The organism is Mesorhizobium sp. DCY119, from assembly GCF_003590645.1.
Taxonomy (GTDB): Bacteria; Pseudomonadota; Alphaproteobacteria; order Rhizobiales; family Rhizobiaceae; genus Mesorhizobium_M.
On sequence record NZ_CP031834.1, the window covers coordinates 1174940 to 1197369 of the forward strand.

Genomic DNA, 22430 nt, shown 5'->3' on the forward strand with positions numbered 1-22430 from the left:
ATATTTCGAATGAGCCCCGGATGCAGCCACCTGCGAATGCCCCGACCGGTTCGACAGAAACAGGGCGTTCGCCGCTTGTGGAGGCGCACGGTCTGGTCAAGCAGTTCGGCGGTCTGCGCGCGGTCGACGGCATGTCGATCACGTTGCATCGCGGCGAGATGATGGGGCTGATCGGACCCAACGGTGCCGGCAAGACGACGCTGTTCAACCTGCTCGCCGGCAGCCTCAGGCCGACTTCCGGCGAGATCAGGATTGCCGGCGAGGCGGTTTCGCATGAAGGCCCCGAGCGCCGTGTCGCGCGCGGCGTCGGCCGCACCTTCCAGATCCCGCGGCCATTCGCCGAAATGACGATTCTGGAGAACGTCCTGACCGGCGGTCAGCATCAGGCCGGCGAACACATCTGGAAGAATTTTTTGCAGCCCGGCCGCGTCGCTTCGCAGGAAAGGGCCGCTGTGGAGAAGGCACGTTCGCTGCTGGAATTCGTCACGCTTTCCGGCCTCGAGAGCGAGCCGGCGCGGGTGCTGTCCGGCGGTCAACGCAAGCTGCTCGAACTCGCCCGCATCCTGATGGCCGACCCCGAAACCATCCTGCTCGACGAGCCGGCAGCCGGCGTCAATCCGACGCTGCTCGAACTCATCATCGACCGCGTGCTGGATCTCAATGCGCGCGGCAAGTCGATCCTGCTGATCGAGCACAATATGGAGATGGTCGCGCGGCTGTGCGGCCGTGTGGTCGTCATGGCGGCGGGCAAACATCTGGCGGAAGGTTCTCCCGCCGAAGTGTCGCGCGACCGCACCGTCATCGAAGCTTATCTCGGCGGGGTGGCGGCATGACGATAGCCGGCCAACCCGTCGCCCTGTCCACCAAAGCGCTGGTCGCCGGCTATGAGCGCGACCTGCCCATCGTGCGCGGCGTCGATTTTTCCATCCGCTCGGGCGAACTCGTCATCGTGCTTGGACCCAACGGCGCCGGCAAATCCACCTTCGTCAAGGCCATCGCGGGTCTGGTGCCGGTCCATTCCGGTGCAACGTTCCTTGGCGATCGCGACATCACCACGGTCCCGGCGCACGAAAAAATCCGCCACGGCCTGGCTTTCGTGCCGCAGACCGAAAACATCTTCGCGACGCTGTCGATCAACGACAATCTTCTTCTGGCTGCAAACATCCTGCCGAAGGAGAATCGCAGCCGGCGCATCGCCGATCTCTACGCCATGTTTCCCGATCTTGCATCGCGGCCGTCGCTGCGTGCCGGCCAGCTTTCCGGCGGCCAGCGCCAGATGCTGGCGGTGGCGCGCGCGCTGATCGTCGAGCCGTCGGTGCTGATCCTCGACGAGCCGTCTGCCGGCCTGTCGCCCAAGATCGTCTCGGAGGTCTTTTCCAAGCTCAAGGCGATCAACGAAACCGGGGTCACCATCATTCTCGTCGAGCAGAACGTGAAGGCAGCGCTCGCCATCGCCGACCGCGCCGTCATCCTGGTCGAAGGCCTTCTGCGGCATGAGGGGCCGGCCGCGACATTGGCCGACGATCCCATCGTCGCCGAGCTTTATCTCGGCGCGCGGCATGAGCCGAAGGCGGTGGCGCCATGAACCCGCAGGCAATCATGGACGGGCTGATCACCGGTTCGATGATCGGGCTTGGCGCCATCGGCGTGACGCTGACCTATTCGATCCTGCGCTTCGCCAATTTCGCGCACGGCGAATTCATCAGCTGGGGCGCCTATTTCGCGCTCGCCATCAGCGGGGCGCTCGGTTCGCTGTCGGGTGGGTTTCTCACGCCGATAGGGCCGTTCTCCTTCGGCTGGTCGCTGCCCTTGGCGACCGTGATAGCCGTGGCGCTTACCGGTGGGCTGGCGCTTCTCGTCGACGCTCTTCTGTTTGGTCGCCTGCGCGCCCAGCGCGGTGCCGTCATCATCATGGTGATGGCGAGCTTTGGCGCCGCGCTCACCCTGCGCAGTCTGCTCGAATTCATCTTCACCTCCAAGCCCGCCTATTTCTCGAAGGCGCTGCAGATCGCATTGCCGCTCGGCGGCGGCTTGCGGGCGACGCCCGACCAGCTTCTGTCGCTCGGCATTGCCGTGCTGCTCGTCGTCGCCATCCACCTGCTGCTCACCCGCACTGCGATCGGCCGCTCGATGCGCGCCGTCAGCGAAAACCAGCAGCTTGCCGGCGTCGTCGGCATCGATGTGCGCAAGGTCATCCGCACGGTCTGGGTGCTTGGCGCGGGGCTGGCCTGCGTCGCCGGCGTCATGGCCGGGCTGCTGGTGCAGATCCGCCCCTATATGGGTTTCGATCTCCTGCTGCCGCTGTTTGCGGCGGCGATACTGGGCGGCATCGGCAGTGTGCCCGGCGCCATGCTTGCCGGCCTGATCGTCGGGCTGACGGAGGCCTTTGCCGTCCAGCTCATCGGGGCTGAATGGCGCGCGGCCATCGCCTTCGTGATCCTCGTCGCGGTGCTGCTGCTGCGCCCGCAGGGCCTGTTCGGGAGGCCGGAATGAGCGTCGAACTGATCGGCTATGGCGCCTTCTTCCTCACCATGGCGCTCACCTACGCCATCATCTGCCTGGGCCTAAACGTGCAGTGGGGGCAGACCGGCCTGTTCAATGTCGGTATCGCCGGCTTCGTCGCCATCGGCGCCTATGTCTCGGCGATCCTGACGACGCCGGACACTGCTAACCGCTTCGGCGGCTTTGACCTGCCGATCGCCGTCGGCTGGCTCGGGGCAGCGCTCGCCGCCGGCATCATCGCCTTCCTCATCGGCTGGCTGACGATCCGGCTGAGAGCGGACTATCTCGCCATCGCCACCTTCGGCGTTGCGGTCGCGGTCCAGCTTTGCGCCCTCAATCTGGAGCGTCTCACCGGCGGCCCCTTCGGCATCGGCTTCATCCCGCGTCCCTTCGCCAGCCTTGCCGGCGATCCGCTGGCCTTCAGCCTGCTCAATCTCGGCGTGCTCGTCGTTGTCGTGCTCGTGCTCTATCTCGCGCTGGAACGGCTGGTGCGCAGCCCGTGGGGACGCGTGCTGCGCGCCATTCGCGAGGACGAGACGGCAGCGCTGGCGCTGGGCAAAAGCGCGGTCAGGTTCCGCCTTCAGGCCTTCGCCATCGGGGGCGGCATCATGGGGCTGGCGGGTGCCGCGCAGGCGCATTTCATCGGCTTCATCGCGCCGGAAAACTATTTGCCTATGCTGACCTTCCAGGTCTGGGCGATGCTGATCGTCGGCGGTTCCGGCAACAATCGCGGCGCGATCCTTGGCGCGGTTCTGGTCTGGGGCATCTGGGCTGCTTCGGCGGCGGCTGTATCGGCCATCTTCCCGCCCGACCAGCAGGCGCGCGCCGCCGCACTCCAGATCGTCATGATCGGCGTCGCACTCTGTGCCATCCTGCTCCTGCGCCCACGCGGCATTCTGGGCGAGGTGCGGGTGGTTTCCCGCCATCTCGGCCGCCTCTCACCGCTCAAGCGCGCCACCTCGATCCCGCAAAACGATGAGCCTCAGCATGTCCAGAAGCCCTGACCACATCGCGCTCGGCGACACGCTTTCCATCAGCCGCCTGGTCTGCGGGCTGTGGCAGGTGGCCGATCTCGAAAAGGGCGGCACGCTGCTCGATCCAGAGCGCGCAGCGGATGCGCTTCAGGCCTATGCCGAAACCGGCTTCGACACCTTCGACATGGCCGACCACTATGGCAGCGCCGAAGTGATTACCGGCCGGCTTCTGGCGCGTTATCCCGCCAGCAAGCGTCCCGTCGCCTTCACCAAATGGTGCCCGGAGCCGGGGCCGATGACTGCCGAGATCGTGCGCAAAGGCGTGCAGGAACGACTCGACCGGCTCGGCGTCGACAAGGTCGATCTCCTGCAATTCCACTGGTGGACCTTCGAGCATCCGGCATGGCTCGATGCGCTGCATGAGATGGCACAGCTCAAAGGCGAGGGGCTGATCGGCGCGATCGGCGTCACCAATTTCGATGCCGCGCATCTGGCGCTGGCGCTGGCCGACGGCGTGCCGATCGCCACCAATCAGGTTTCCTTCTCGCTGATTGACCGGCGGGCAGCGGGCGCGCTTTCCGATCTCTGCAAGAAAACCAGCGTGAAACTGCTGGCCTATGGCACGCTTTGCGGCGGCTTCCTCTCCGAAAAATGGCTGGGCCAGCCGGAACCCTCCGAAATCGCCGACTGGAGCCGTTCGAAATACAAGCGCTTCATCGATACGGCCGGCGGCTGGGCCGGTTTCCAGTGCATTCTCGCTGCTGCAAACGAGATTGCAAAAAAGCATGAGGTCTCGATTTCCAATGTCGCGACGCGTTGGGTGCTCGAACATGAGGCGGTAGCGGCGGCCATCATCGGCGCGCGCATCGGCGAGAGCGAGCACCGCTCCGACAACCTCAACATTTTCGGCTTCTCGCTCGACGCCGAGGATAAGGCGCGGCTGGACCAGGCCTTCACTGCTACAAAACCCATTCCCGGCGATTGCGGCGACGAATATCGCCGCCCGCCCTATCTCACCGCGTCGGGCGACCTCAGCCACCACCTCGACGCGATCCCGTCGGTGTTCAAGGCGGAGCCCATGCCCGGCCGCCCTGATCGCCTGCGCGTTTCCTCCGGCAGCATCTGGGAGCCGATCGCCGGCTACAGCCGCGCCGTGCGGGTGAAGGACATGATCCGCGTCTCCGGCACGACCGCCACCCACGCCGCCGACCGTTGCGTGGCGCCCGGCGATGCCGGCGCGCAGACCACCTACATTCTCGACAAGATCGCCGCTTCCATCACGGCGCTCGGCGGCAAGATGGAGGATGTCGTGCGCACCCGCATCTATCTGCGCGACGCCTCGAAATGGGAGCCGGTGTCCCGCGCCCATGGCCGGGTGTTCGGCGCGGTGCTGCCGGCCAACACATTGATCGAAGCCGGCGATCTGATCGGCGACTACGAGGTCGAGATCGAGGCCGAGGCGATCGTCTGAGGTTCCGCGGCAAAGCGCCGGCTGACGAAGCGTGAGCCGGCAAGCCCGAAGCGCCATGGATAATCGACCGCCTGGCTGATGCCGATGCGTTTTCCGACGAGGATGCCGACATCCGCCGTCCTTGCCGCGATCCGGATTTCCGGACCGTCGAGCGGCAGCCTGTCATGCGAGCGGTCGATGGCAAGCGCCTGGCAAAGCCTGCCGGGGCCAGCGCAAAGCAGGCGAATATCGTCGAGACCGCGCCGTTGCCGCATCAGGTCTATGCCTTCAAGCGGCTCCAGCGCGCGGATCAGCACCGCACTGCCCGGTTCGCAGACCGTGTTCAGGCACCAGTGAATCCCGTAGGACCGATAGACATAGGCGCGTCCGGGCGGCCCGAACATCGCGGCGTTGCGCTCGGTCGGTCCGCGAAAGGCGTGCGAGGCAGGGTCGTCGGGGCGATAGGCTTCGGTCTCCACGATGATGCCGCCGACGCCATTGGCGTGCACGCTGGCGCCGATCAGATCGCGCGCCACAATCACGGCGTCGCGTGCGAAAAATGAGCTGGTCATGCCGGTCCGAAAAGGTTGCGGTTGGTACGTCAGGTGTCCGCGGCTACGCGTATCATTGCAAGGCTTTCCCTTCCACTTCGCAGTCACAAGAACCGGCGTCTCTGAAGTCGTTTCCGTCATGATGATGGCTTGAGCGCCATTCCCCGCACATATCGCCATCTCGATTCTTGCAATCGTCGGTAGAATCATTGCGTGAGTTTTGCGGCCTATGGCTCGCGGTCCTTTCGTACGAGGCGCGGTCCATTTCAAAAAAAGGAGCAGATAATGGGAAGCAATCTGAGGCTCGGCGTTCTTGCTGCCGCCGCAATAGTGGCCGTTCTGGTTGTGCTGGGGTCCTGGTACACGATCGACCAGGGCGAGCGCGGTGTCATCCTGCGCTATGGCGCCATTGCCGGCACGGCTGAACCTGGCCTCGGTTTCAAACTGCCGATGATCGACGCCGTCGTGCGCGTTTCCGTCCAGTCCAAGGCTGTCGTCTACGACAAGATGGAGGCCTACAGCCGCGACCAGCAGCCGGCCGACATCAAGCTTTCGGTGAACTATCGGATCCCGGTCGATCAGGTCGATACGGTCTATGAAAAATACGGCTCGGAAGAGGGGTTGTTGTCGCGCCTGGTCGAGCGCAAGGTTTTCGAGGAAACCAAGACGGTCTTCGGCCGCTTCAATGCGGTGACGGCCATTCAGGAACGCGGCCGCCTCAACCAGGAGATTGCCGAAGCCATTCAGCGAAGCGTTGCCGGGCCGGTGGTGATCGACTCGGTGCAGATCGAGAATATCGATTTCTCGGACGCCTACGAACAATCCATCGAGCAGCGGATGCTGGCCGAAGTCGAGGTGCAGCGTCTGCGCCAGAACGCGGAACGGGAAAAGGTGCAGGCCGAGATAACCGTCACGCAAGCCAATGCGCAAGCCGATGCACAGCGCGCTCAGGCCCAGGCGCAGGCTGATTCCGTGCGCCTGCAAGCCCAGGCCGAGGCCGAAGCGATCCAGCTTCGCGGCGATGCAGAAGCTCTTGCAATCAAGGCGCGCGGCGATGCCTTGCGCGATAATCCGGGCCTTGTCGCCCTGACGCAGGCAGAGCGCTGGAACGGCCAGCTTCCCCAGACGATGCTTCCGAATGGCAGCATTCCGATGCTGAACCTGGATACGCGGGCCGTGGCGCAGGATTGATTCCAACCTGTCGCATGGGCGATGCATATTGAAAAAGCGCCTCTCCCTGCCGGTGCCGGGAGACGGCAAAAAATGTCGAGACATTTCTGAATTTGTTGGTGATCCCGACAGGAATCGAACCTGTGACCTACAGATTAGGAATCTGCCGCTCTATCCTACTGAGCTACGGGACCAACCGAAACGACACATAGCCGCTTCGGCGCGTTTCGCCAACGGTTTTGGGCAGCAAAATTTGCGGCCCTTTGTCGACAGTGCGCAGGCCGGCCCGATGTTGGGCCGGCATTTCCAGGCGCCTATGCCGCCAGCGTGGTCTCGGCCAGGCGCACCCAATAGCTCATGCCGTGCGGGATGACCTCGTCGTTGAAGTCGTAGGCGGGGTGGTGGAGATTGGCGGTGTCGCCATTGCCGATGAAGATGAAGGCGCCGGGGCGGGCTTCCAGCATGTAGGAAAAATCCTCGCCGCCCATCACCGGCTGGATTTCGCGATGGACCTGGTTGCCGCCGGCAATCACCGCCGCGACGTCGCCGGCGATCACGGTTTCCTCGGGATGATTGAAGGTGACGGGATAGTTGGCGTCGTAGTGCACGTTGATCGTTGCACCATAGGCGGCAGCGATGCCTGAACAGATGGTTTCGATGCGCTCGCGGGCGATTGCGGCGACTTCCTTCTTCAGGGTACGCACGGTGCCGGCGAGTTCGACCTGCTCGGGAATAACGTTGTAGGCGTCGCCGCCATGAAATTTGGTCACCGTCACGACGACCGAATCGACCGGATTGACCGTGCGCGAGGCGATCGTCTGGAAGGCGGTGACGATCTGGCTGCCGATGACCACCGGGTCGATGGCGAGATGAGGCATGGCCGCATGGCCGCCCTTGCCCTTCACGGTGATGGTGAATTCTGCGGTCGCCGCCATGATCGGGCCCGGCCGGATGGCGAACTGGCCGACCGGCAGGCCGGGAATATTGTGCATGCCGAAGACTTTTTGGATGCCGAAGCGGTCCATCATGCCGTCATTGACCATGGCGAGGCCGCCGGCGCCGCCTTCCTCGGCCGGCTGGAAGATGACTGCGACGGAACCGGCGAAATTGCGGGTCTCGGCGAGATATTTGGCGGCACCCAGCAGCATTGCCGTGTGACCGTCATGGCCGCAGGCGTGCATCTTGCCGGGCACGGTCGAGGCATAGGGCTTGCCGGTGATCTCGGTGATCGGCAGCGCATCCATGTCGGCGCGCAGGCCAACGGTCGTGCCGGCACCGAGATTGCCGCGGATGATGCCGACCACGCCGGTCCTGCCGATGCCGGGCACGACCTCGTCGCAGCCGAAGGATTTCAGCTTTTCGCTGACGAACTCGGCCGTCTTGAACACGTCGTAGTTCAGCTCGGGGTTCTGGTGCAGCGTGCGGCGCCAGCCGGCGACTTCGTCCTGCAATTCGGCGGCTCGGTTCAAAATCGGCATGATGAAAGACTTTCGTTGTTCATGGTTTTCCCGGCATTACCCACAATCGTGATCGCAGATGCTTTGCCATCATGAGGTCACATAAGCTAAATAGCACCGCATGAACGTGGGTGCGGGACGATGACGGCCAATGCGTGCTGTCGATTATTGGCCCAGGCCGAAATCTTACGGACCACGGGGCGACCACGGCAAGAGGCGATTTCGGGATTTCTCATGCGGCATAGCTTTTTTCCAAAAGGACTTCTCGCCGGGCTGGTGGCGCTCGGTGCACTGGCGGCGGCGCCGGCATGGGCCAATCCGTCGATCCTTTTCGATCTTAACACCGGCAGGGTTCTGCAGCATCAGGATGCGTTCCAGCGCTGGCATCCCGCCTCGCTGACCAAGCTGATGACCGCCTATGTCACCTTCCGCGCCATCGATGCGGGGGAATTGACCCTGCAATCACCCATCAAGGTGACCAAGAAATCCGCCGCCGAGCCGCCGAGCAAGATGGGCTACAAGCCCGGCTCGGTGATGACGCTCGACAATGCGCTGAAGATGATGCTGATCAAGTCGGCCAACGACATCGCCTATGCCGTGGGCGAAAATGTCGGCGGTACGATCCCGGCCTTTGCCGACCGTATGAACACCGAGGCCGCGCGCCTGGGCATGACCGGCAGCCATTTCACCAATGCCAATGGCCTGCATGACCCGCTGAACTATACGACCGCGCATGATCTCGCGATTCTGGTGCGGGCGATCCGCACCGAATATCCGCAATATGCGCCCTATTTCGCAATCGAGGGCCTCAGCGCCGGCAAGAAGGTGCTGAAGAGCTTCAATCTGCTAGTCGGCCGCTATCCCGGGGCGGATGGCATGAAGACGGGCTTTGTCTGCGCCTCCGGCTTCAACATGATCGGTTCGGCGACGCGCAACGGGCATACGCTGGTCGCAGTCGTGCTGGGCGAGAAAACGGCGGTCAGCCGTGCCGAAACGGCTGCAAATCTGCTCAACCAGGGCTTTGCGACCCCAGATGCGGGCGGCGCAACCGTGGCGACGCTGCCTGTCTATGGCAACCCGACCGCTGCTCCGCTCGATATCCGCGACCAGATTTGCCCGAAGAAGCCAGCGGCGACGGCCGCCGCGCCGTCCGAGGATGCCGGCGAACAGGCGGCCACGGGTCCGAAGTCGCCTTATCTCGAAAAGCTGGATCACGAGCCGCGCCTCGTCGCGGTCGGTCTCGGCGGTGCCACCGGCCCGGTGCCGAAGGCATTCGCGGCGATCGCTGCCCAAAGCTATGCTGATGTTCCGATCCCGACCTGGCGTCCAGACCGTCCGGCTCCCGGCGGCACGCTGGCGGCCCAGGGCGACAGCCAATAGGCCAGGCGCTGACCATGAGCGAGCTTTATCCCATTCCCGTCTCGGTGCTGACCGGCTTTCTCGGCGCGGGCAAGACGACGCTGCTCAACCGGTTGCTGAAAGACGCCAGCCTTGCCGACACGGCTGTCATCATCAACGAGTTCGGCGACGTGGCGATCGATCATCTGCTGGTCGAGCAGGCATCTGACGGCATCATCCAGCTTTCCGACGGCTGCCTGTGCTGCACGGTGCGTGGCGAGCTGGTCGATACGCTGGCCGATCTCATCGACCGGCTCCAGACCGGCAAGATCGCCAGGCTGAAGCGTGTCATCGTCGAGACCACCGGCCTTGCCGACCCGGCCCCTGTGTTGCAATCGATCATGGGTCACCCGGCGCTGGTACAGGCGTTCCGGCTCGACGGCGTCATCACGCTGGTCGATGCGGTCAACGGCAATGCGACGCTCGACGCCCATGTCGAGGCGGTCAAGCAGGTGGCGGTGGCCGATCGTATCGTCATCACCAAAGCCGACCTTCAGGACGATCACGAGGCGCTGGCTTCGCTTCACGCCCGGCTGCGCCAGATCAACCCGTCAGCGCTGCTGCTCGACGTGACCGACAAGACGACCGGCGTTGCGGTCCTGTTCGAATGCGGGCTCTACGATCCGACGACCAAGACCGCCGATGTCCGCCGCTGGCTGGGCGAGGAAGCGGCGCATGCCGCGCATCACCATCACCACGGCGGTCACGATCATCACCACGATCATGAGCATGAGCATCGCCATGACGATCGCGTCCGCGCTTTCACGCTGGTCCATGACGGTCCGGTGCCGTTTTCGACCATCGAGATGTTCCTCGACCTCTTGCGCTCCACCCATGGCGAGAAGCTGCTGAGGCTGAAGGGCATCATCGAGATTGCCGAGGACCCGGGCCGGCCGCTGGTCGTCCATGGCGTGCAGAAGATCCTGCATCCGCCGGCGCGGCTGCCGTTCTGGCCGGACGCTGTTCGCGGCACGCGGCTGGTGCTGATCACGCTCGACATGCCGGAAGACTATGTGCGCCGCCTGTTTGCCGCCTTCACCAACAAGCCGGCAATAGACACGCCGGATCGTGCTGCGCTCGAGGACAATCCGCTGGCGATTGCCGGGATGCGATAGTTTCAACGTTGCCGCTTTCCCTTCTCCCCGTCACTATACGGGGAGAAGGTCCCGGCAGGGGGATGAGGGGCGGCGCCAACTTTCGACCGGAATCTAAAAGCAGTCATCTTGCGCACTAGATGCACGCTAGAAACGCCTAAGCCCCGCGCTCCACCAAAAACCGATGCCCGCCGCTCTCCGCCTGCGTTTCGACAAGGCGATGGCCGTTGTCGGCGCAGAAGGCGGGGATGTCGATGACGGCCAGCGGGTCGGTGGTTTCGAGCCACAGCAGGCTGCCGGGAACCATCTCGGACAGGCGCTTGCGCGCTTTCAGCACGGGCAGGGGGCAGTTCAGCCCCTTGAGGTCGTAGACGCCCGCTTCAGCCGACATCGCGCCTCAGCTGCCGAAAATGTTGGTGATGCCGGCGAGGCGCTTGCGCACATTGCCGAGAATGCCAGGCTGTTCGGCGGGTGCACCGGCAGCAGTGGTCGCAGCTTCCGGCGGCACGATGGTGATCTGGCCAGCGTCGGCGGTAGCAGGCTGGGCGGGCGCGGGAGCTGCCTTCTGCGCCTTGGCCAAAGCGATCGCGGCCTTCTTTTCGTCGGCTGCGCGCTGTTTCTCTTCGGCTATCTTCTTCTTTTCGGCCTCGGCGGCTTCAAGGGCTGCCATGCGTTTGCCGGCGGGCGAATCGATGCGGCCCATGCGGGCGGTTTCGACAATCGAACCGTCGGCCTGCAGTGAGGGCGGCTCGATCGGCACGCGCTCGCCGCGCGCACGCTTGTGGGTCCATTCCTGAACCAGCTTGGCTTCCTTGATGCCGGCAATCGCCGGCTTCGGCGCGATCTTTTCGCTCTTGCCTACGGCGCTGTTGAAAGCGGCGTCATAGCTCGACTGGTAGGACTGATAGGCCGTCTTCAGCGAATCGGGCTGGCTTGAGGCCGGGCAGGCGCTGGTCGGCGAGAAGGCCGCACCCCCCTCGGGTACCTGGTTGAAGACGTAGCGCTTCTCGCAGACATCGACCTTCGGCGGCACTTTGGTAATCTCGAAGTTGTCGTAGCCTTCCTTCAGCATCTTCCAGAACGCGTAGTTCGGGTCGTTGCGGTAGCGCGCCATGTTGGCGGCGGTCATGCGGAAGGGAAACGCCTGGATCTGGAACTCGGTCTGGCCGCCATTGAAGGCGTCGCGGCCGAAGGCATAGATCTGCTCGATCTGCTCATCGGTCATCGAATAGCAGCCGGAGGACGAGCATGCGCCATGCACCATCAGGTTGGTGCCGGTGCGGCCGTTGGCGCGGTCATAGGCGTTGGGGTAGCCGATGTTAAAGGCCAGATGGTACTGCGAATTCGGGTTCATCTGCGCCGGACGCACCGTATAGAAGCCCTCGGGAGCCTGGCGGTCGCCCTCGATATATTTCGGCCCGAGCTTGCCCGACCATTTGCAGATGTCATAGGTCGCGATGACGTCGTAGCGGCCGTTGGTCTTCTGCTTCCAGATCTCGACCTTGCCTTCTTCCTTGAAGACGCGCGCCATGATCGGCGCGTTGCGCTGCATGCCCTTAGCCTTCATTTCGGCCACGACTTTTGGCGACAACTGCTTGTTGGCCTTGGGCGATAGATCGGTGAATGTTGTCTGCTCATTGCAGCCAGCCACCATCAGCGTGGCAATCAGCAATCCGGCACGTGCGACATTGGCAATCAGCGGCATGAAAATCGTCTTCGTTTCCATCGGTCGCGGCGAGAAGGTTGTCTCCCGTCGTCCGGTCATTTCCAGGAACCGGACAATATGCCCGTTAACCTTGAAAATTGATTACCGCAAGGGTTAACAGCCCACTCTCACCACACGCGATACACGAAAAAGTGGCGGCAATTTTGTGGCAGAAATTTGGAACCCCGCCGTAATTCCCCAACGATCAGAGGCTGCGGCCGATGGCGAGGTATTTTTCGCGGCGCTGTTCGCGGAAATCGGTCGGCTTGGCGGCGAAATCGGCGAGCGTCTTGGCAATCAGGTCGCCGGCAGCCTTCATCACCGTTTCGGGTGCGCGGTGCGCGCCGCCGAGCGGTTCGGGAATGATCGCGTCGATCACCTTCAGGTCCAGAAGGTCCTGCGCGGTGATCTTCATGTTGGTCGCGGCGTCCTTGGAACGCGTGGTATCGCGCCACAGGATGGAAGCGGCACCTTCCGGCGAAATCACCGAATAGATGGCGTGTTCGAGCATGAAGACGCGGTTTGCCGTGGCAATGGCGATCGCACCGCCCGAACCGCCTTCGCCGATGACCACCGAGATCGACGGCACCTTCAGGCCGAGGCAGGCTGAGGTCGAGCGGGCAATGGCCTCGGCCTGGCCGCGCTCTTCCGCTTCGACGCCGGGAAAGGCGCCGGCGGTGTCGACCAGCGTCACGACGGGAATCGAGAAACGGTCGGCAAGCTCCATGATGCGCACCGCCTTGCGGTAGCCTTCGGGCTTCGCCGAGCCGAAATTATGCTTGATCCGGCTCTTGGTGTCTGAGCCTTTTTCCTGGCCGATGACGGCAACAGGCTCGCCGCGGAAGCGGGCGAAGCCGCCGATAATGGCCTCGTCCTCGCCAAAGGCGCGGTCGCCGGCCAGTGTCGTGAAGTCGGTGAACAGCGCATCGACATAGTCGAGGCAGTGCGGCCGGTCGGGATGGCGGGCCACCTGCACCTTCTGCCACGGCGTCAGCGCCTTGTAGGCATCGCGCAGCGCATCCTTGGAGCGCTTCTCCAGCCGGGCGATCTCGTCGGCGACGTCGACAGCTTCGCCGCTTTCGGCAAGCTTCTTAAGCTCGATGATCTTGCCATCGAGATCCTGCACCGGTTTTTCGAAATCGAGGTAATTGTACATGCGTGAGCGGACCAATACGCCTGAATTAAAACACAGCCAGAACCTTCAAAAGACAGGTTCGGCGCCGCGAAACTCGCCTCCACATAGCGTCAGCTTGTCTTGTCGGCAAGCGGATGATGGTCATTGACCAGTCGCATCAACCGTTCCTCGAGCACATGGGTGTAGATTTGTGTCGTCGATATGTCGGCGTGGCCGAGCAGTTGCTGTACGGCGCGCAGGTCCGCGCCATTCTGCAGGAGATGGCTGGCGAAGGCGTGGCGCAGCACATGCGGCGAGATTTTCGCAGCCGTTATTCCGGTTCTGGCGGCAAGCCCTTTCAGGTCGCGCGCAAACACCTGCCGCGGCAGATGGCCGCTTTCGGAAGCTGCCGGAAACAGGAACGGGCTTTCGGCAAATGCCGGCACCTTCTCACGTTCCGTGAGCCAACTGCGCATCGCCTCGCGCGCCTTCGCCGAGAGCGGCACCATGCGATCCTTGTCGCCCTTGCCGCGCACGATGAAGAAGCGCTCGTCGCGCAGCGCCACCGTCAGCGGCAGGCTGACCAGTTCGGAAACGCGCAATCCCGTCGCATAAAGCACCTCGACCAGCGCATGCATGCGCCTTGCCGCGATATGAGCGCTGTAGCCCGTCGATGCGTCATTGGCTTCGGTCGCCGCCCGGTCGAGCAGGCGGCCGGTCTCGGCCTCGCTCATGATCTTGGGCAGCGGCCGGTCTTTCTTCGGGCTGTCGAGCGTGCCGGTGGGGTCGTCCGTGCGCAGTCCCTCGGCATAGAGAAACTTGTAGAATTGCCGCAGCACCGAAAGTTTGCGCGCCTGCGAGGTCGGGGCAAAGCCGCGCCCGGCGATGTCGCCGAGATAGGCGCGGATGCTTTCGGTTGCCGCGCCCGCCAGGTCGCCGATGGTTTCGGCGGCGTCTTCCAGGTCGCGGCGGTAGGAGGAGAGCGTGTTGTTGGCAGCGCCCCGCTCGGCGCTCATCATCTCCAGAAAAGCCTCTATCCGCGCGCCGCTTCTCATGACCGCTATTTCTTCGGATTGATCTTGTCGGCGGGAATGCGGATGGTGATCTCGCCCTTCTTCGGCTCGACATAGGTGACCAGAGCGAACATTGCGCCGTAGGCAATGCCCGCCAGAATGCCCAGCGTCACCAGAAACCGGAATAAGGTCGGCATTGTTTGGTCGTGCCCTCCCTGTGCCGTGCCGTTATGGGACGCCCTTCATGTCATTTCAAGGGCGGGCCCTAACCCTTGACGCGCAAAGGGTTTTGATGTCGAAACGCCGCATGATGAGCGAGGCGCCCGAAAACACGGTTCCGAGACAGGCCGAACTGCTGAAGCAGCTCGGTTCGCGCTCTATCGTGTTCGTCGGTTTGATGGGCGCCGGCAAGACGGCGATCGGCCGGCGGGTGGCGAGCGTTCTGCATCTGCCCTTCACCGACAGCGACCATGAGATCGAAAGCGTCTCGCGCATGACCATCCCCGAGCTGTTCGAGCGCTATGGCGAGCCGGAATTCCGCGCTCTTGAGCAGCGCGTCATCCACCGCGTGCTCGAAAGCGGCCCGCAGGTGCTGTCCACCGGCGGCGGCGCCTTCATGAATGCACAGACGCAAGGCATCATCGCCGACCATGGCGTTTCGGTCTGGCTGAAGGCCGATATCGACACGCTGATGGAGCGGGTCGGCAAGAAGCCGACGCGGCCGCTGCTGCAAAACCCCGACCCGCGCGCGGTCATGGAGCGGCTGATGGCCGAGCGCTATCCCGTCTATGCCAAGGCCGATGTCACCGTGCCGACCCGCGACGAGCGCAAGGAAATCATTGCCGCCGAGGTCATCGAGGAACTCGTGTCCTATCTTTGCGGGCAGGGCCACCCCGCCACGGAGACTGCACAATGAATGACGGCGGCACCAACGGCACGGTCAAGGTTAGCGTCGGGCTCGGCGACAGGGCCTATGACATATTGATCGGCTCCGGCCTGATCGCACGGGCAGGTGCGGAAATCGCCGCACGCCTGCCGGGCATTCGTGCTGCAATCGTCACCGACGAGAATGTCGCCGCCGTCCATCTCGAGGCTCTTACCACCAGTCTTGAAAGCGCAGGCATCGCCTCTACGGCAATCACGCTGCCGGCCGGCGAGAAGACGAAGAGCTTCACCCATCTGCAGGACGTGGTCGACGGCGTGCTTGCCGCCCGGCTGGAGCGCGGCGACGCGGTTCTGGCGCTCGGCGGCGGCGTCATCGGCGATCTCACCGGCTTCGCCGCCGGCATCGTGCGGCGCGGCATGAATTTCGTGCAATTGCCGACCTCGCTGCTGGCGCAGGTCGATTCGTCTGTCGGCGGCAAGACCGGCATCAACAGTGCCCACGGCAAGAACCTCATCGGCGTCTTCCACCAGCCGCGCGTCGTGCTGGCCGATACCGATGTGCTCGACACGCTGCCCGTCCGCGAATTCCGTGCCGGCTATGCCGAGGTCGCCAAATACGGCCTCATCGACCGCCCCGATTTCTTCGCGTGGCTGGAAAAGAACTGGCGCGACGTGTTTTCCGGCGGCCCGGCTCGCACGGAGGCGATTGCACAATCCTGCCGCGCCAAGGCCGATGTCGTCGCCCGCGACGAATTCGAGACCGGCGACCGGGCACTGCTCAATCTCGGCCACACATTCGGCCACGCGCTGGAGGCCGCCACCGGCTATGACGGCGCGCGGCTCGTCCACGGCGAGGGCGTCGCCATCGGCATGGCGCTGGCCTATCGCTTTTCGGCACGCATGAACCTTGCCAGCCCGGACGATGCCGCACGCGTCGAGACGCATCTGCGCGATGTCGGCCTGCCGTGGCGCATGGCCGATATTCCCGGCGAGCTTCCCGATGCCGAGCGGCTGCTTGGCTATATTGCCCAGGACAAGAAAGTGTCGCGCGGCGCACTCACCTTCATCCTGACGCGCGGCATCGGCCAGTCCTTCATCGCCAAGGACGTTCCGGCATCCGAAGTTCTGGCATTCCTGCGGGAGAATCACCCGGGATGAAAGTCGAAGCGCTTGCCGCCGTCATCTGCGTCCTTCTGGCCCTGATCGCGCTCGCGCTGATATTTCGCACGCGGTTGCTCGCGGCTTTCGGCCTCGAATTGCAAAAGATCGAGCCGCAGCAATCTGCCCATGACGAGCTGCGCGGCACCGTCGCCGATCTCCATCGCGGAGGCGGCGTGGTCAAGCAGGACCGCGACCGCATGGGCGCGCTGCTCGACCTGCACGAGCTCGAAGTCTCCGACGTCATGGTCCATCGGCTGAACATGCGCTCGGTCAACGCCGACAATGCGCCCGAGGCTGTGGTTCGCGAAATCCTGCAAAGCCCGCATACGCGCATGCCGCTGTGGCGCGGCGCCACCGACAATATCGTCGGCGTGCTGCACGCCAAGGATCTGCTTCGGGCGCTCAACGATGTCGGCAATGATTTTTCACAGATCGACGTGATGAAAATCGCCTCCAAGCCGTGGTTCGTACCGGACACGACGACGCTTCAGGAGCAGCTCAACGCGTTCCTGCGCCGCAAGGCGCATTTCGCCCTCGTCGTCGACGAGTATGGCGAGCTGGAAGGGCTGGTCACGCTGGAAGACATCATCGAGGAGATCGTCGGCGAGATCGCCGACGAGCACGATGTCGACGTGCAGGGCGTGCGCCAGGAATCGGATGGCTCGATCGTAGTCGACGGCTCCGTCCCCATCCGCGACCTCAATCGTGCGCTCGACTGGGAACTGCCAGACGACGAGGCAGTCACCATCGCCGGCCTCGTCATCCACGAGACCCAGTCGATCCCGGAAGAGAAACAGGCCTTCACCTTTCACGGCAAGCGCTTCATCGTCATGAAGCGCGACAAGAACCGCATCACGCGCATCAGGATCAGGCCGGCGCTCGAGGTGACGGAAGCGGTTCCGCGCCAAACCTGAGATTCAAGCTCGCGCCATGTTATGTCCGAAAATGACCATAGTCATTGACCATGGTCATTCTGAAACCTATCTTTGACTGGATAGGAGCCCGGACCATGACGGAGCAGGTCTCGAAATCGAAATTCAAGGCGAAAGCGCTTGAGTATTTTCGCAAGGTCGAGGCGAGCGGCGAACCTGTGATCATTACTGATCACGGCAAGCCGACATTGGAGATTCGGCCTTACGCCGAAACGAAGCGAACGCCTCTCGAAATGCTGCGAGGCAGCGTGCTGCGCTATGACGATCCGTTCGAGCCTGTTGGGCTGGAGGATTGGGAAGCGCTCAAGTGATCGTCCTCGATACCCACGCTCTTGTCTGGTGGATCAACAAGGACGACAGTCGGCTTTCTTCCGTCGCAGCCGATGCGATCGAACAGGCACTGGCCGGTGACGGTGTGGTTGCATCGTCGATTTCTGCCTGGGAGCTCGCGATGCTTGTGTCCAAGGGGAAGCTGGACTTGACGGTCGACGTGCTGGACTGGCTCGAAGCTGCCGCCTCGATCGATGGCTTTGATTTCGTGCCGGTCGACAACATCGTCGCGGTGAAAAGCCGGACACTGCCCGGAGACTTCCATCCTGATCCTGCCGATCGCATCATCGTCGCCTTGGCGCGCGAGCTAGGCGCGCCCCTGGTCACCGCCGACGCCAAGATCACACAGTATCCGCACGTCGCGACGATCTGGTAGCTCGACGCGCTACCAGCGCGTCGCTTCGCCAGGTGCAGCCGGTTCGATCGCCAGCGCGTGCACGCCGCCATTCAGCTCGTCGGCCAGAAGTGCGTTGACCGAGCGGTGGCGGTCGATGCGGCTCATGCCGGAAAAAACATCGGAGACGATGCGGACGCGAAAATGCGTTTCGCCGGTGCCGTCATAGGTCACATGATGGCCCGAATCCTCGTGATGGTGGCCGGCGTGGAGATGGCTTTCGTTGAGGACGACAAGCCGCTCCGGCGAATATGCCTGTTTCAGCTTGTTTTCCATCGTTGCCTGTATGGACATTGCCGTCTCCTTCACCCAAATATGTCGCACTCATCATAAAAGTGCCGATCTAGCATTTAATCCGCGATTCAGCGGGTTAGGGCGATGATTGCTGAAATGTCAATTCTTGTTCTGTGACCCCAACATCCCCTAAATGGGAATAGATGAAACCCTATCCAAAATATTTCGACAAGATTCGCGTGCGCCCCGACCCGCAGGCCGAGGTGAAAGCGCGCGCGCCGATCTGCCAGTGGGATGGTTGCAATGAAGCCGGCACCCACCGGGCGCCTGTCGGCCGCCTGAAGGAAGGCGAGTATTTCCGCTTCTGCTTCGATCATGTGCGCGAGTACAACAAGGGCTTCAATTATTTCTCAGGCGTGCCGGACAGCGAGGTCGCGCGCTTTCAGAAGGAAGCGATGACCGGCCATCGCCCGACCTGGACCATGGGCACCAATGGCGGTGCGCGCACCTCCTCGCCCGATTTCGCGCAGCAACGTTCGGGCCGCGCCGGCTACTACAAGAATGTGCGCGATCCCTTCGGCATGTTCGGCGAGAAGGCCGCCCCGCGTGAGCGCAAGGCCAAGCCGCTTGAGGCCAAGGCGCTGGAAACGCTTGGCCTTACCACAAAGGCGACTGGCGCCGACATCAAGGCGCGCTATAAGGAGCTTGTGAAACGCCACCATCCCGATGCGAATGGTGGAGACAGGGGTTCGGAAGACCGGTTCCGCGATGTGCTTCAGGCCTATCGCGTGCTCAAGCAGGCAGGCTTGTGTTGAGCATCAGGTCTTAGGCCTTTCCGGAATGGCTTTCGCCCCGCCGGAAAAAGCTCTAAGACCGCTCCCGAACAAAATTGGATTGCCGGCGAAGCACGAGGCTTCGCGCGTGGAGATATGATGAACAAGGTCGATCGCGATATCGCAAACCTGCCCGACACGACGGCGTCGGTGAAAGAGAAATTCGGCTTCGATTCCAAGATGGTCGTGCCGGCCTATTCCGCTGCCACCGAACATGTGCCGGACATCGATCCCGACTATCTGTTCGACCAGCAGACGACCATGGCGATCCTGGCCGGCTTTGCCTACAACCGCCGCGTCATGGTGTCGGGCTATCACGGCACCGGCAAGTCGACCCATATCGAGCAGGTCGCCGCCCGCCTCAACTGGCCTTGCGTGCGCGTCAATCTCGACAGCCATGTCAGCCGTATCGATCTCGTCGGCAAGGATGCGATCGTCGTCAAGGAAGGCATGCAGGTCACGGAATTCCGCGATGGCATTCTGCCCTGGGCCTATCAGCACAATGTCGCGCTCTGCTTCGATGAATATGACGCCGGCCGCCCGGACGTGATGTTCGTCATCCAGCGCGTGCTGGAATCGTCTGGCCGCCTGACACTGCTCGACCAGAGCCGCGTCATCCGTCCGCACCCGGCCTTCCGCCTGTTCGCCACCGCCAACACGGTCGGCCTCGGCGACACGACCGGCCTCTATCACGGCACCCAGCAGATCAACCAGGCGCAGATGGACCGCTGGTCGATCGTCACGACGCTGAATTATCTGCCGCATGACAATGAAGTCGCGATCGTGCTGGCCAAGTCCAAGCACTACCGCAACGACAAGGGCCGCGACATCGTCAACAAGATGGTGCGTGTCGCCGACATGACCCGCTCGGCCTTCATCAATGGCGATCTCTCGACCGTCATGAGCCCGCGCACGGTCATCACCTGGTCGGAAAATGCCGAGATCTTCAACAATGTCGGCCTGGCCTTCCGCCTGACCTTCCTCAACAAATGCGATGAGCTGGAACGCTCGATCGTTGCCGAATTCTACCAGCGCGCCTTTGGCGAAGAGCTGCCGGAATCCTCGGCCAACGTCGTGCTGGGGTAAACTCGCGTGGCGGGTCCCGGCGACAACACACGCGGCAAGCCCAGGACGGGCGGTGAGGCGGACGCTTTCAAGCGTGCCGTGACCGTCTGCATGCGCGCTATTTCCGGCGACAACGAGATGGAAGTCGCCTTCGCCAAGGACAAGCCCGCACTTGCCGGCAACCGGGCGCGCCTGCCGGAACTGCCAAAGAAGGCATCGAAGACCGACATCGCAGTCACGCGAGGGCTCGGCGATTCCATGGCGCTCAAGCGCGCCTGCCACGATACGCGCATCCACACCAAGCTGGCGCCCGAAGGCAAACAGGCCCGCGCCGTCTATGACGCCGTCGAGCAGGCCCGCGTCGAGGCGATCGGTTCGCGTGCCATGGCCGGCGTTGCCGACAATATCGGCTCGATGCTGGAAGACAAATACGCCAAGGCCAATCTTGCCGACGTGCGCGATCAGGCCGACGCCCCGCTTGAAGAAGCTCTGGCGCTGATGGTGCGCGAGAAGCTGACCGGACGGCCCGCACCGAAGAGCGGTGAAAAACTCGTTTCGCTGTGGCGCAACTGGGTCGAGGAAAAGGCCGGCGCCGATCTTCAGGGCCTGGTCGGAAAACTCGACGACCAGCAGGCCTTTGCCCGCGTCGTGCGCGACATGCTCGCCTCCATGAACATGGCCGAGGAACTCGGCGATGAGGAGCAGAACGAGGACACCGAGAACAACGACGAAGACCAGCCTCAGGGTGGCGAAAAGAGCGAGGAAGGCGGCGAGGACGACACCGGCGCCGATGACTCGCAGCCAGAGGATTCGGAAGCCTCCGCCGAGGAAGACCAGTCCGGCGAGATGGAGGCGTCAGACGCCACATCGGACGACATGGCCGATGACGACGATGCCGACGCCGAGACGCCGGGCGAGGCGCGCCGCAAGGACGATCCTTTCGCCAACCTGCCGCGCGATATCGACTATAAGGTTTTCACCACCACCTTCGACGAGACGGTGGGGGCCGAAGAACTGTGCGAGGAAGAGGAGCTCGACCGGCTCCGCGCCTTCCTCGACAAGCAGCTCGCCAATCTGCAGGGCGTCGTCGGGCGTCTCGCCAACCGGCTGCAGCGCCGCCTGATGGCGCAGCAGAACCGCTCTTGGGATTTCGACCTGGAAGAGGGCTATCTCGATCCGGCTCGCCTCGTGCGCGTCGTCATCGATCCGATGCAGCCGCTGTCCTTCAAGCAGGAGCGCGACACCAAGTTCCGCGACACGGTGGTGACGCTGGTGCTCGACAATTCCGGCTCGATGCGTGGCCGTCCGATCACGGTGGCTGCGACCTGCGCCGACATTCTGGCGCGCACGCTGGAGCGCTGCGGCGTCTCGGTCGAGATTCTCGGCTTCACCACCCGGGCCTGGAAGGGCGGGCAGGCGCGCGAGAAGTGGCTGAAGGACGGCAAGCCGGCCAATCCCGGCCGCCTCAACGATCTGCGCCACATCATCTACAAGAGCGCCGACATGCCGTGGCGTCGCGCACGGCGCAATCTCGGCCTGATGATGCGCGAAGGGCTGCTGAAGGAAAACATCGACGGCGAGGCATTGCTGTGGGCGCATCAGCGCCTGATCGCCCGGCCTGAGCAGAGAAAAATCCTGATGATGATTTCGGACGGCGCGCCGGTCGACGATTCGACGCTGTCGGTCAATCCGGGCAATTATCTCGAGCGCCACTTGCGCGCGGTCATCGATCTCATCGAAACCCGTTCTCCGGTCGAGCTTCTGGCCATCGGCATCGGCCACGACGTCACGCGCTACTATCGCCGCGCCGTCACTATCGTCGATGCCGAGGAACTTGCCGGCGCCATGACCGAGCAGCTTGCCTCGCTGTTCGGCGAGGAGACCGTCCGCGACACCCGCCGCAGCGGCGGCCGCCGGCGGGCGGGATGAGGTCGGTTGAGCTGGACATAGCAGACCCCCTCTCCGTCGCGCTTCGCGCGCCACCTCTCCCCCGCTTTGCGGGGGCGAGGAACCCAAGTCCTGAAATGTCGCGGCTTCGGCTAGTGCCGGTTCCTCGCCCCGCTTGCGGGGAGAGGTGGCTCGGCGAAGCCGAGACGGAGAGGGGGAGTTGCCGTGATCGCGCAACCTCCTTCGGCGGAGTTTCGGCACTTGCGCGTTCGCTGTTTTGT

At 63.3% G+C, this 22430-nt stretch carries 24 protein-coding genes and 1 tRNA gene; 16 read left to right on the top strand and 9 right to left on the bottom strand.

Features of this window, described 5'->3' with window-relative positions:
• Positions 1-20: 20 nt before the first annotated feature.
• The 5 genes from DZG07_RS05700 to DZG07_RS05720 are packed head-to-tail and all read left to right on the top strand — an operon-like array spanning position 21 to position 4947.
• A complete protein-coding gene (locus DZG07_RS05700; RefSeq protein WP_119815023.1) occupies positions 21-833 on the top strand; it encodes an ABC transporter ATP-binding protein in 813 nt (270 codons plus the stop codon).
• Positions 830-1585 carry an ABC transporter ATP-binding protein gene (locus DZG07_RS05705; protein WP_119815025.1) on the top strand — a complete coding sequence of 252 codons (756 nt, stop codon included), beginning with the start codon at positions 830-832 and terminating at the stop codon, positions 1583-1585. The genes DZG07_RS05700 and DZG07_RS05705 overlap by 4 nt, the downstream gene beginning before the upstream one ends.
• On the top strand, positions 1582-2493 hold the full coding sequence (locus DZG07_RS05710; protein WP_091909792.1) for a branched-chain amino acid ABC transporter permease: 912 nt from the start codon (positions 1582-1584) through the stop codon (positions 2491-2493). Before DZG07_RS05705 ends, DZG07_RS05710 begins: the two co-directional genes overlap by 4 nt.
• Positions 2490-3506: a branched-chain amino acid ABC transporter permease gene (locus DZG07_RS05715; RefSeq protein WP_119815028.1), complete on the top strand. Its 1017-nt coding sequence runs from the start codon at positions 2490-2492 to the stop codon at positions 3504-3506. The genes DZG07_RS05710 and DZG07_RS05715 overlap by 4 nt, the downstream gene beginning before the upstream one ends.
• The gene (locus DZG07_RS05720) at positions 3490-4947 is read left to right on the top strand and encodes an aldo/keto reductase (RefSeq protein WP_119815031.1); all 1458 of its coding nucleotides are present in this window, start codon (positions 3490-3492) and stop codon (positions 4945-4947) included. The genes DZG07_RS05715 and DZG07_RS05720 overlap by 17 nt, the downstream gene beginning before the upstream one ends.
• Here the strand turns inward: DZG07_RS05720 and DZG07_RS05725 are convergent.
• A complete protein-coding gene (locus DZG07_RS05725) occupies positions 4911-5498 on the bottom strand; it encodes a DNA-3-methyladenine glycosylase (RefSeq protein ID WP_119815034.1) in 588 nt (195 codons plus the stop codon). The genes DZG07_RS05720 and DZG07_RS05725 overlap by 37 nt on opposite strands.
• Positions 5499-5762: 264 nt before the next feature.
• On the opposite strand from DZG07_RS05725, the gene DZG07_RS05730 reads away from it, so the two are divergent.
• Positions 5763-6668, top strand: coding sequence for a prohibitin family protein (locus tag DZG07_RS05730; RefSeq protein WP_119815037.1), 906 nt, complete (start codon positions 5763-5765; stop codon positions 6666-6668).
• Positions 6669-6764: 96 nt separating this feature from the next.
• On the opposite strand, the gene DZG07_RS05735 is transcribed toward DZG07_RS05730, so the two are convergent.
• Positions 6765-6841: transfer RNA gene (locus DZG07_RS05735), tRNA-Arg, on the bottom strand.
• Between the two features lie 120 nt (positions 6842-6961).
• The gene (locus DZG07_RS05740) at positions 6962-8125 is read right to left on the bottom strand and encodes a M20 aminoacylase family protein (protein WP_091909840.1); all 1164 of its coding nucleotides are present in this window, start codon (positions 8123-8125) and stop codon (positions 6962-6964) included.
• A 213-nt stretch (positions 8126-8338) separates the two neighbouring features.
• On the opposite strand from DZG07_RS05740, the gene DZG07_RS05745 reads away from it, so the two are divergent.
• On the top strand, positions 8339-9484 hold the full coding sequence (locus DZG07_RS05745) for a D-alanyl-D-alanine carboxypeptidase family protein (RefSeq protein ID WP_119815040.1): 1146 nt from the start codon (positions 8339-8341) through the stop codon (positions 9482-9484).
• Between the two features lie 14 nt (positions 9485-9498).
• On the top strand, positions 9499-10617 hold the full coding sequence (locus DZG07_RS05750) for a GTP-binding protein (protein WP_119815043.1): 1119 nt from the start codon (positions 9499-9501) through the stop codon (positions 10615-10617).
• Between the two features lie 136 nt (positions 10618-10753).
• Here the strand turns inward: DZG07_RS05750 and DZG07_RS05755 are convergent, their stop codons facing one another.
• The 5 genes from DZG07_RS05755 to DZG07_RS05775 all read right to left on the bottom strand — a co-directional run bounded on the left by DZG07_RS05755 (position 10754) and on the right by DZG07_RS05775 (position 14625).
• Entirely contained in the window at positions 10754-10987 is a 234-nt protein-coding gene (locus DZG07_RS05755) for a sulfurtransferase TusA family protein (RefSeq protein WP_091909850.1), read from the bottom strand.
• Between the two features lie 6 nt (positions 10988-10993).
• A complete protein-coding gene (locus DZG07_RS05760; protein WP_119821433.1) occupies positions 10994-12295 on the bottom strand; it encodes a murein L,D-transpeptidase family protein in 1302 nt (433 codons plus the stop codon).
• A gap of 211 nt (positions 12296-12506) precedes the next feature.
• Entirely contained in the window at positions 12507-13457 is a 951-nt protein-coding gene (locus tag DZG07_RS05765) for an acetyl-CoA carboxylase carboxyltransferase subunit alpha (RefSeq protein WP_091909853.1), read from the bottom strand.
• Positions 13458-13546: 89 nt separating this feature from the next.
• On the bottom strand, positions 13547-14470 hold the full coding sequence (locus DZG07_RS05770; RefSeq protein ID WP_119815046.1) for a site-specific tyrosine recombinase XerD: 924 nt from the start codon (positions 14468-14470) through the stop codon (positions 13547-13549).
• A gap of 5 nt (positions 14471-14475) precedes the next feature.
• Positions 14476-14625: a histidine kinase gene (locus DZG07_RS05775; protein WP_091909859.1), complete on the bottom strand. Its 150-nt coding sequence runs from the start codon at positions 14623-14625 to the stop codon at positions 14476-14478.
• 95 nt (positions 14626-14720) lie between these two features.
• Between DZG07_RS05775 and DZG07_RS05780 the strand changes: the two genes are divergently transcribed.
• The 5 genes from DZG07_RS05780 (at position 14721) to DZG07_RS05800 (ending at position 18112) form a co-directional block, all read left to right on the top strand.
• Positions 14721-15344, top strand: coding sequence for a shikimate kinase (locus tag DZG07_RS05780; RefSeq protein ID WP_245429589.1), 624 nt, complete (start codon positions 14721-14723; stop codon positions 15342-15344).
• On the top strand, positions 15341-16471 hold the full coding sequence (aroB, locus tag DZG07_RS05785; RefSeq protein WP_119815049.1) for a 3-dehydroquinate synthase: 1131 nt from the start codon (positions 15341-15343) through the stop codon (positions 16469-16471). Before DZG07_RS05780 ends, aroB begins: the two co-directional genes overlap by 4 nt.
• Positions 16468-17388 (top strand): transporter associated domain-containing protein, encoded by a 921-nt coding sequence (locus tag DZG07_RS05790; protein WP_119815051.1) that lies wholly within the window; start codon positions 16468-16470, stop codon positions 17386-17388. Before aroB ends, DZG07_RS05790 begins: the two co-directional genes overlap by 4 nt.
• Before the next feature lie 95 nt (positions 17389-17483).
• Positions 17484-17717 (top strand): type II toxin-antitoxin system prevent-host-death family antitoxin, encoded by a 234-nt coding sequence (locus DZG07_RS05795; RefSeq protein WP_119815054.1) that lies wholly within the window; start codon positions 17484-17486, stop codon positions 17715-17717.
• Positions 17714-18112 (top strand): type II toxin-antitoxin system VapC family toxin, encoded by a 399-nt coding sequence (locus DZG07_RS05800; protein WP_119815057.1) that lies wholly within the window; start codon positions 17714-17716, stop codon positions 18110-18112. The genes DZG07_RS05795 and DZG07_RS05800 overlap by 4 nt, the downstream gene beginning before the upstream one ends.
• A 9-nt stretch (positions 18113-18121) precedes the next feature.
• Here the strand turns inward: DZG07_RS05800 and DZG07_RS05805 are convergent, their stop codons facing one another.
• Positions 18122-18424 carry a BolA family protein gene (locus DZG07_RS05805; protein ID WP_091909871.1) on the bottom strand — a complete coding sequence of 101 codons (303 nt, stop codon included), beginning with the start codon at positions 18422-18424 and terminating at the stop codon, positions 18122-18124.
• Between the two features lie 143 nt (positions 18425-18567).
• Between DZG07_RS05805 and DZG07_RS05810 the strand changes: the two genes are divergently transcribed.
• The 3 genes from DZG07_RS05810 to cobT all read left to right on the top strand — a co-directional run bounded on the left by DZG07_RS05810 (position 18568) and on the right by cobT (position 22191).
• Positions 18568-19179 (top strand): J domain-containing protein, encoded by a 612-nt coding sequence (locus tag DZG07_RS05810; RefSeq protein WP_091909874.1) that lies wholly within the window; start codon positions 18568-18570, stop codon positions 19177-19179.
• A gap of 117 nt (positions 19180-19296) precedes the next feature.
• Positions 19297-20283 (top strand): cobaltochelatase subunit CobS, encoded by a 987-nt coding sequence (gene cobS, locus DZG07_RS05815; protein ID WP_091910318.1) that lies wholly within the window; start codon positions 19297-19299, stop codon positions 20281-20283.
• Between the two features lie 6 nt (positions 20284-20289).
• Positions 20290-22191 (top strand): cobaltochelatase subunit CobT, encoded by a 1902-nt coding sequence (gene cobT, locus DZG07_RS05820; protein WP_119815060.1) that lies wholly within the window; start codon positions 20290-20292, stop codon positions 22189-22191.
• Positions 22192-22430: the final 239 nt, after the last annotated feature.

Excerpts from the sequence above, each read along its gene's own strand:
- DZG07_RS05805 (WP_091909871.1), bottom strand. The coding sequence starts at position 18,424 with ATGTCCATACAGGCAACGATGGAAAACAAGCTGAAACAGGCATATTCG.
- DZG07_RS05745 (WP_119815040.1), top strand. The coding sequence starts at position 8,339 with ATGCGGCATAGCTTTTTTCCAAAAGGACTTCTCGCCGGGCTGGTGGCG.
- DZG07_RS05740 (WP_091909840.1), bottom strand. The coding sequence starts at position 8,125 with ATGCCGATTTTGAACCGAGCCGCCGAATTGCAGGACGAAGTCGCCGGC.
- DZG07_RS05700 (WP_119815023.1), top strand. The coding sequence starts at position 21 with ATGCAGCCACCTGCGAATGCCCCGACCGGTTCGACAGAAACAGGGCGT.
- DZG07_RS05730 (WP_119815037.1), top strand. The coding sequence starts at position 5,763 with ATGGGAAGCAATCTGAGGCTCGGCGTTCTTGCTGCCGCCGCAATAGTG.
- DZG07_RS05715 (WP_119815028.1), top strand. The coding sequence starts at position 2,490 with ATGAGCGTCGAACTGATCGGCTATGGCGCCTTCTTCCTCACCATGGCG.
- DZG07_RS05795 (WP_119815054.1), top strand. The coding sequence starts at position 17,484 with ATGACGGAGCAGGTCTCGAAATCGAAATTCAAGGCGAAAGCGCTTGAG.
- DZG07_RS05780 (WP_245429589.1), top strand. The coding sequence starts at position 14,721 with ATGTCGAAACGCCGCATGATGAGCGAGGCGCCCGAAAACACGGTTCCG.
- aroB (WP_119815049.1), top strand. The coding sequence starts at position 15,341 with ATGAATGACGGCGGCACCAACGGCACGGTCAAGGTTAGCGTCGGGCTC.
- DZG07_RS05720 (WP_119815031.1), top strand. The coding sequence starts at position 3,490 with ATGTCCAGAAGCCCTGACCACATCGCGCTCGGCGACACGCTTTCCATC.
- DZG07_RS05755 (WP_091909850.1), bottom strand. The coding sequence starts at position 10,987 with ATGTCGGCTGAAGCGGGCGTCTACGACCTCAAGGGGCTGAACTGCCCC.
- DZG07_RS05725 (WP_119815034.1), bottom strand. The coding sequence starts at position 5,498 with ATGACCAGCTCATTTTTCGCACGCGACGCCGTGATTGTGGCGCGCGAT.
- cobS (WP_091910318.1), top strand. The coding sequence starts at position 19,297 with ATGAACAAGGTCGATCGCGATATCGCAAACCTGCCCGACACGACGGCG.
- DZG07_RS05750 (WP_119815043.1), top strand. The coding sequence starts at position 9,499 with ATGAGCGAGCTTTATCCCATTCCCGTCTCGGTGCTGACCGGCTTTCTC.
- DZG07_RS05765 (WP_091909853.1), bottom strand. The coding sequence starts at position 13,457 with ATGTACAATTACCTCGATTTCGAAAAACCGGTGCAGGATCTCGATGGC.
- DZG07_RS05710 (WP_091909792.1), top strand. The coding sequence starts at position 1,582 with ATGAACCCGCAGGCAATCATGGACGGGCTGATCACCGGTTCGATGATC.
- DZG07_RS05810 (WP_091909874.1), top strand. The coding sequence starts at position 18,568 with ATGAAACCCTATCCAAAATATTTCGACAAGATTCGCGTGCGCCCCGAC.
- DZG07_RS05770 (WP_119815046.1), bottom strand. The coding sequence starts at position 14,470 with ATGAGAAGCGGCGCGCGGATAGAGGCTTTTCTGGAGATGATGAGCGCC.
- DZG07_RS05705 (WP_119815025.1), top strand. The coding sequence starts at position 830 with ATGACGATAGCCGGCCAACCCGTCGCCCTGTCCACCAAAGCGCTGGTC.
- DZG07_RS05775 (WP_091909859.1), bottom strand. The coding sequence starts at position 14,625 with ATGCCGACCTTATTCCGGTTTCTGGTGACGCTGGGCATTCTGGCGGGC.
- DZG07_RS05790 (WP_119815051.1), top strand. The coding sequence starts at position 16,468 with ATGAAAGTCGAAGCGCTTGCCGCCGTCATCTGCGTCCTTCTGGCCCTG.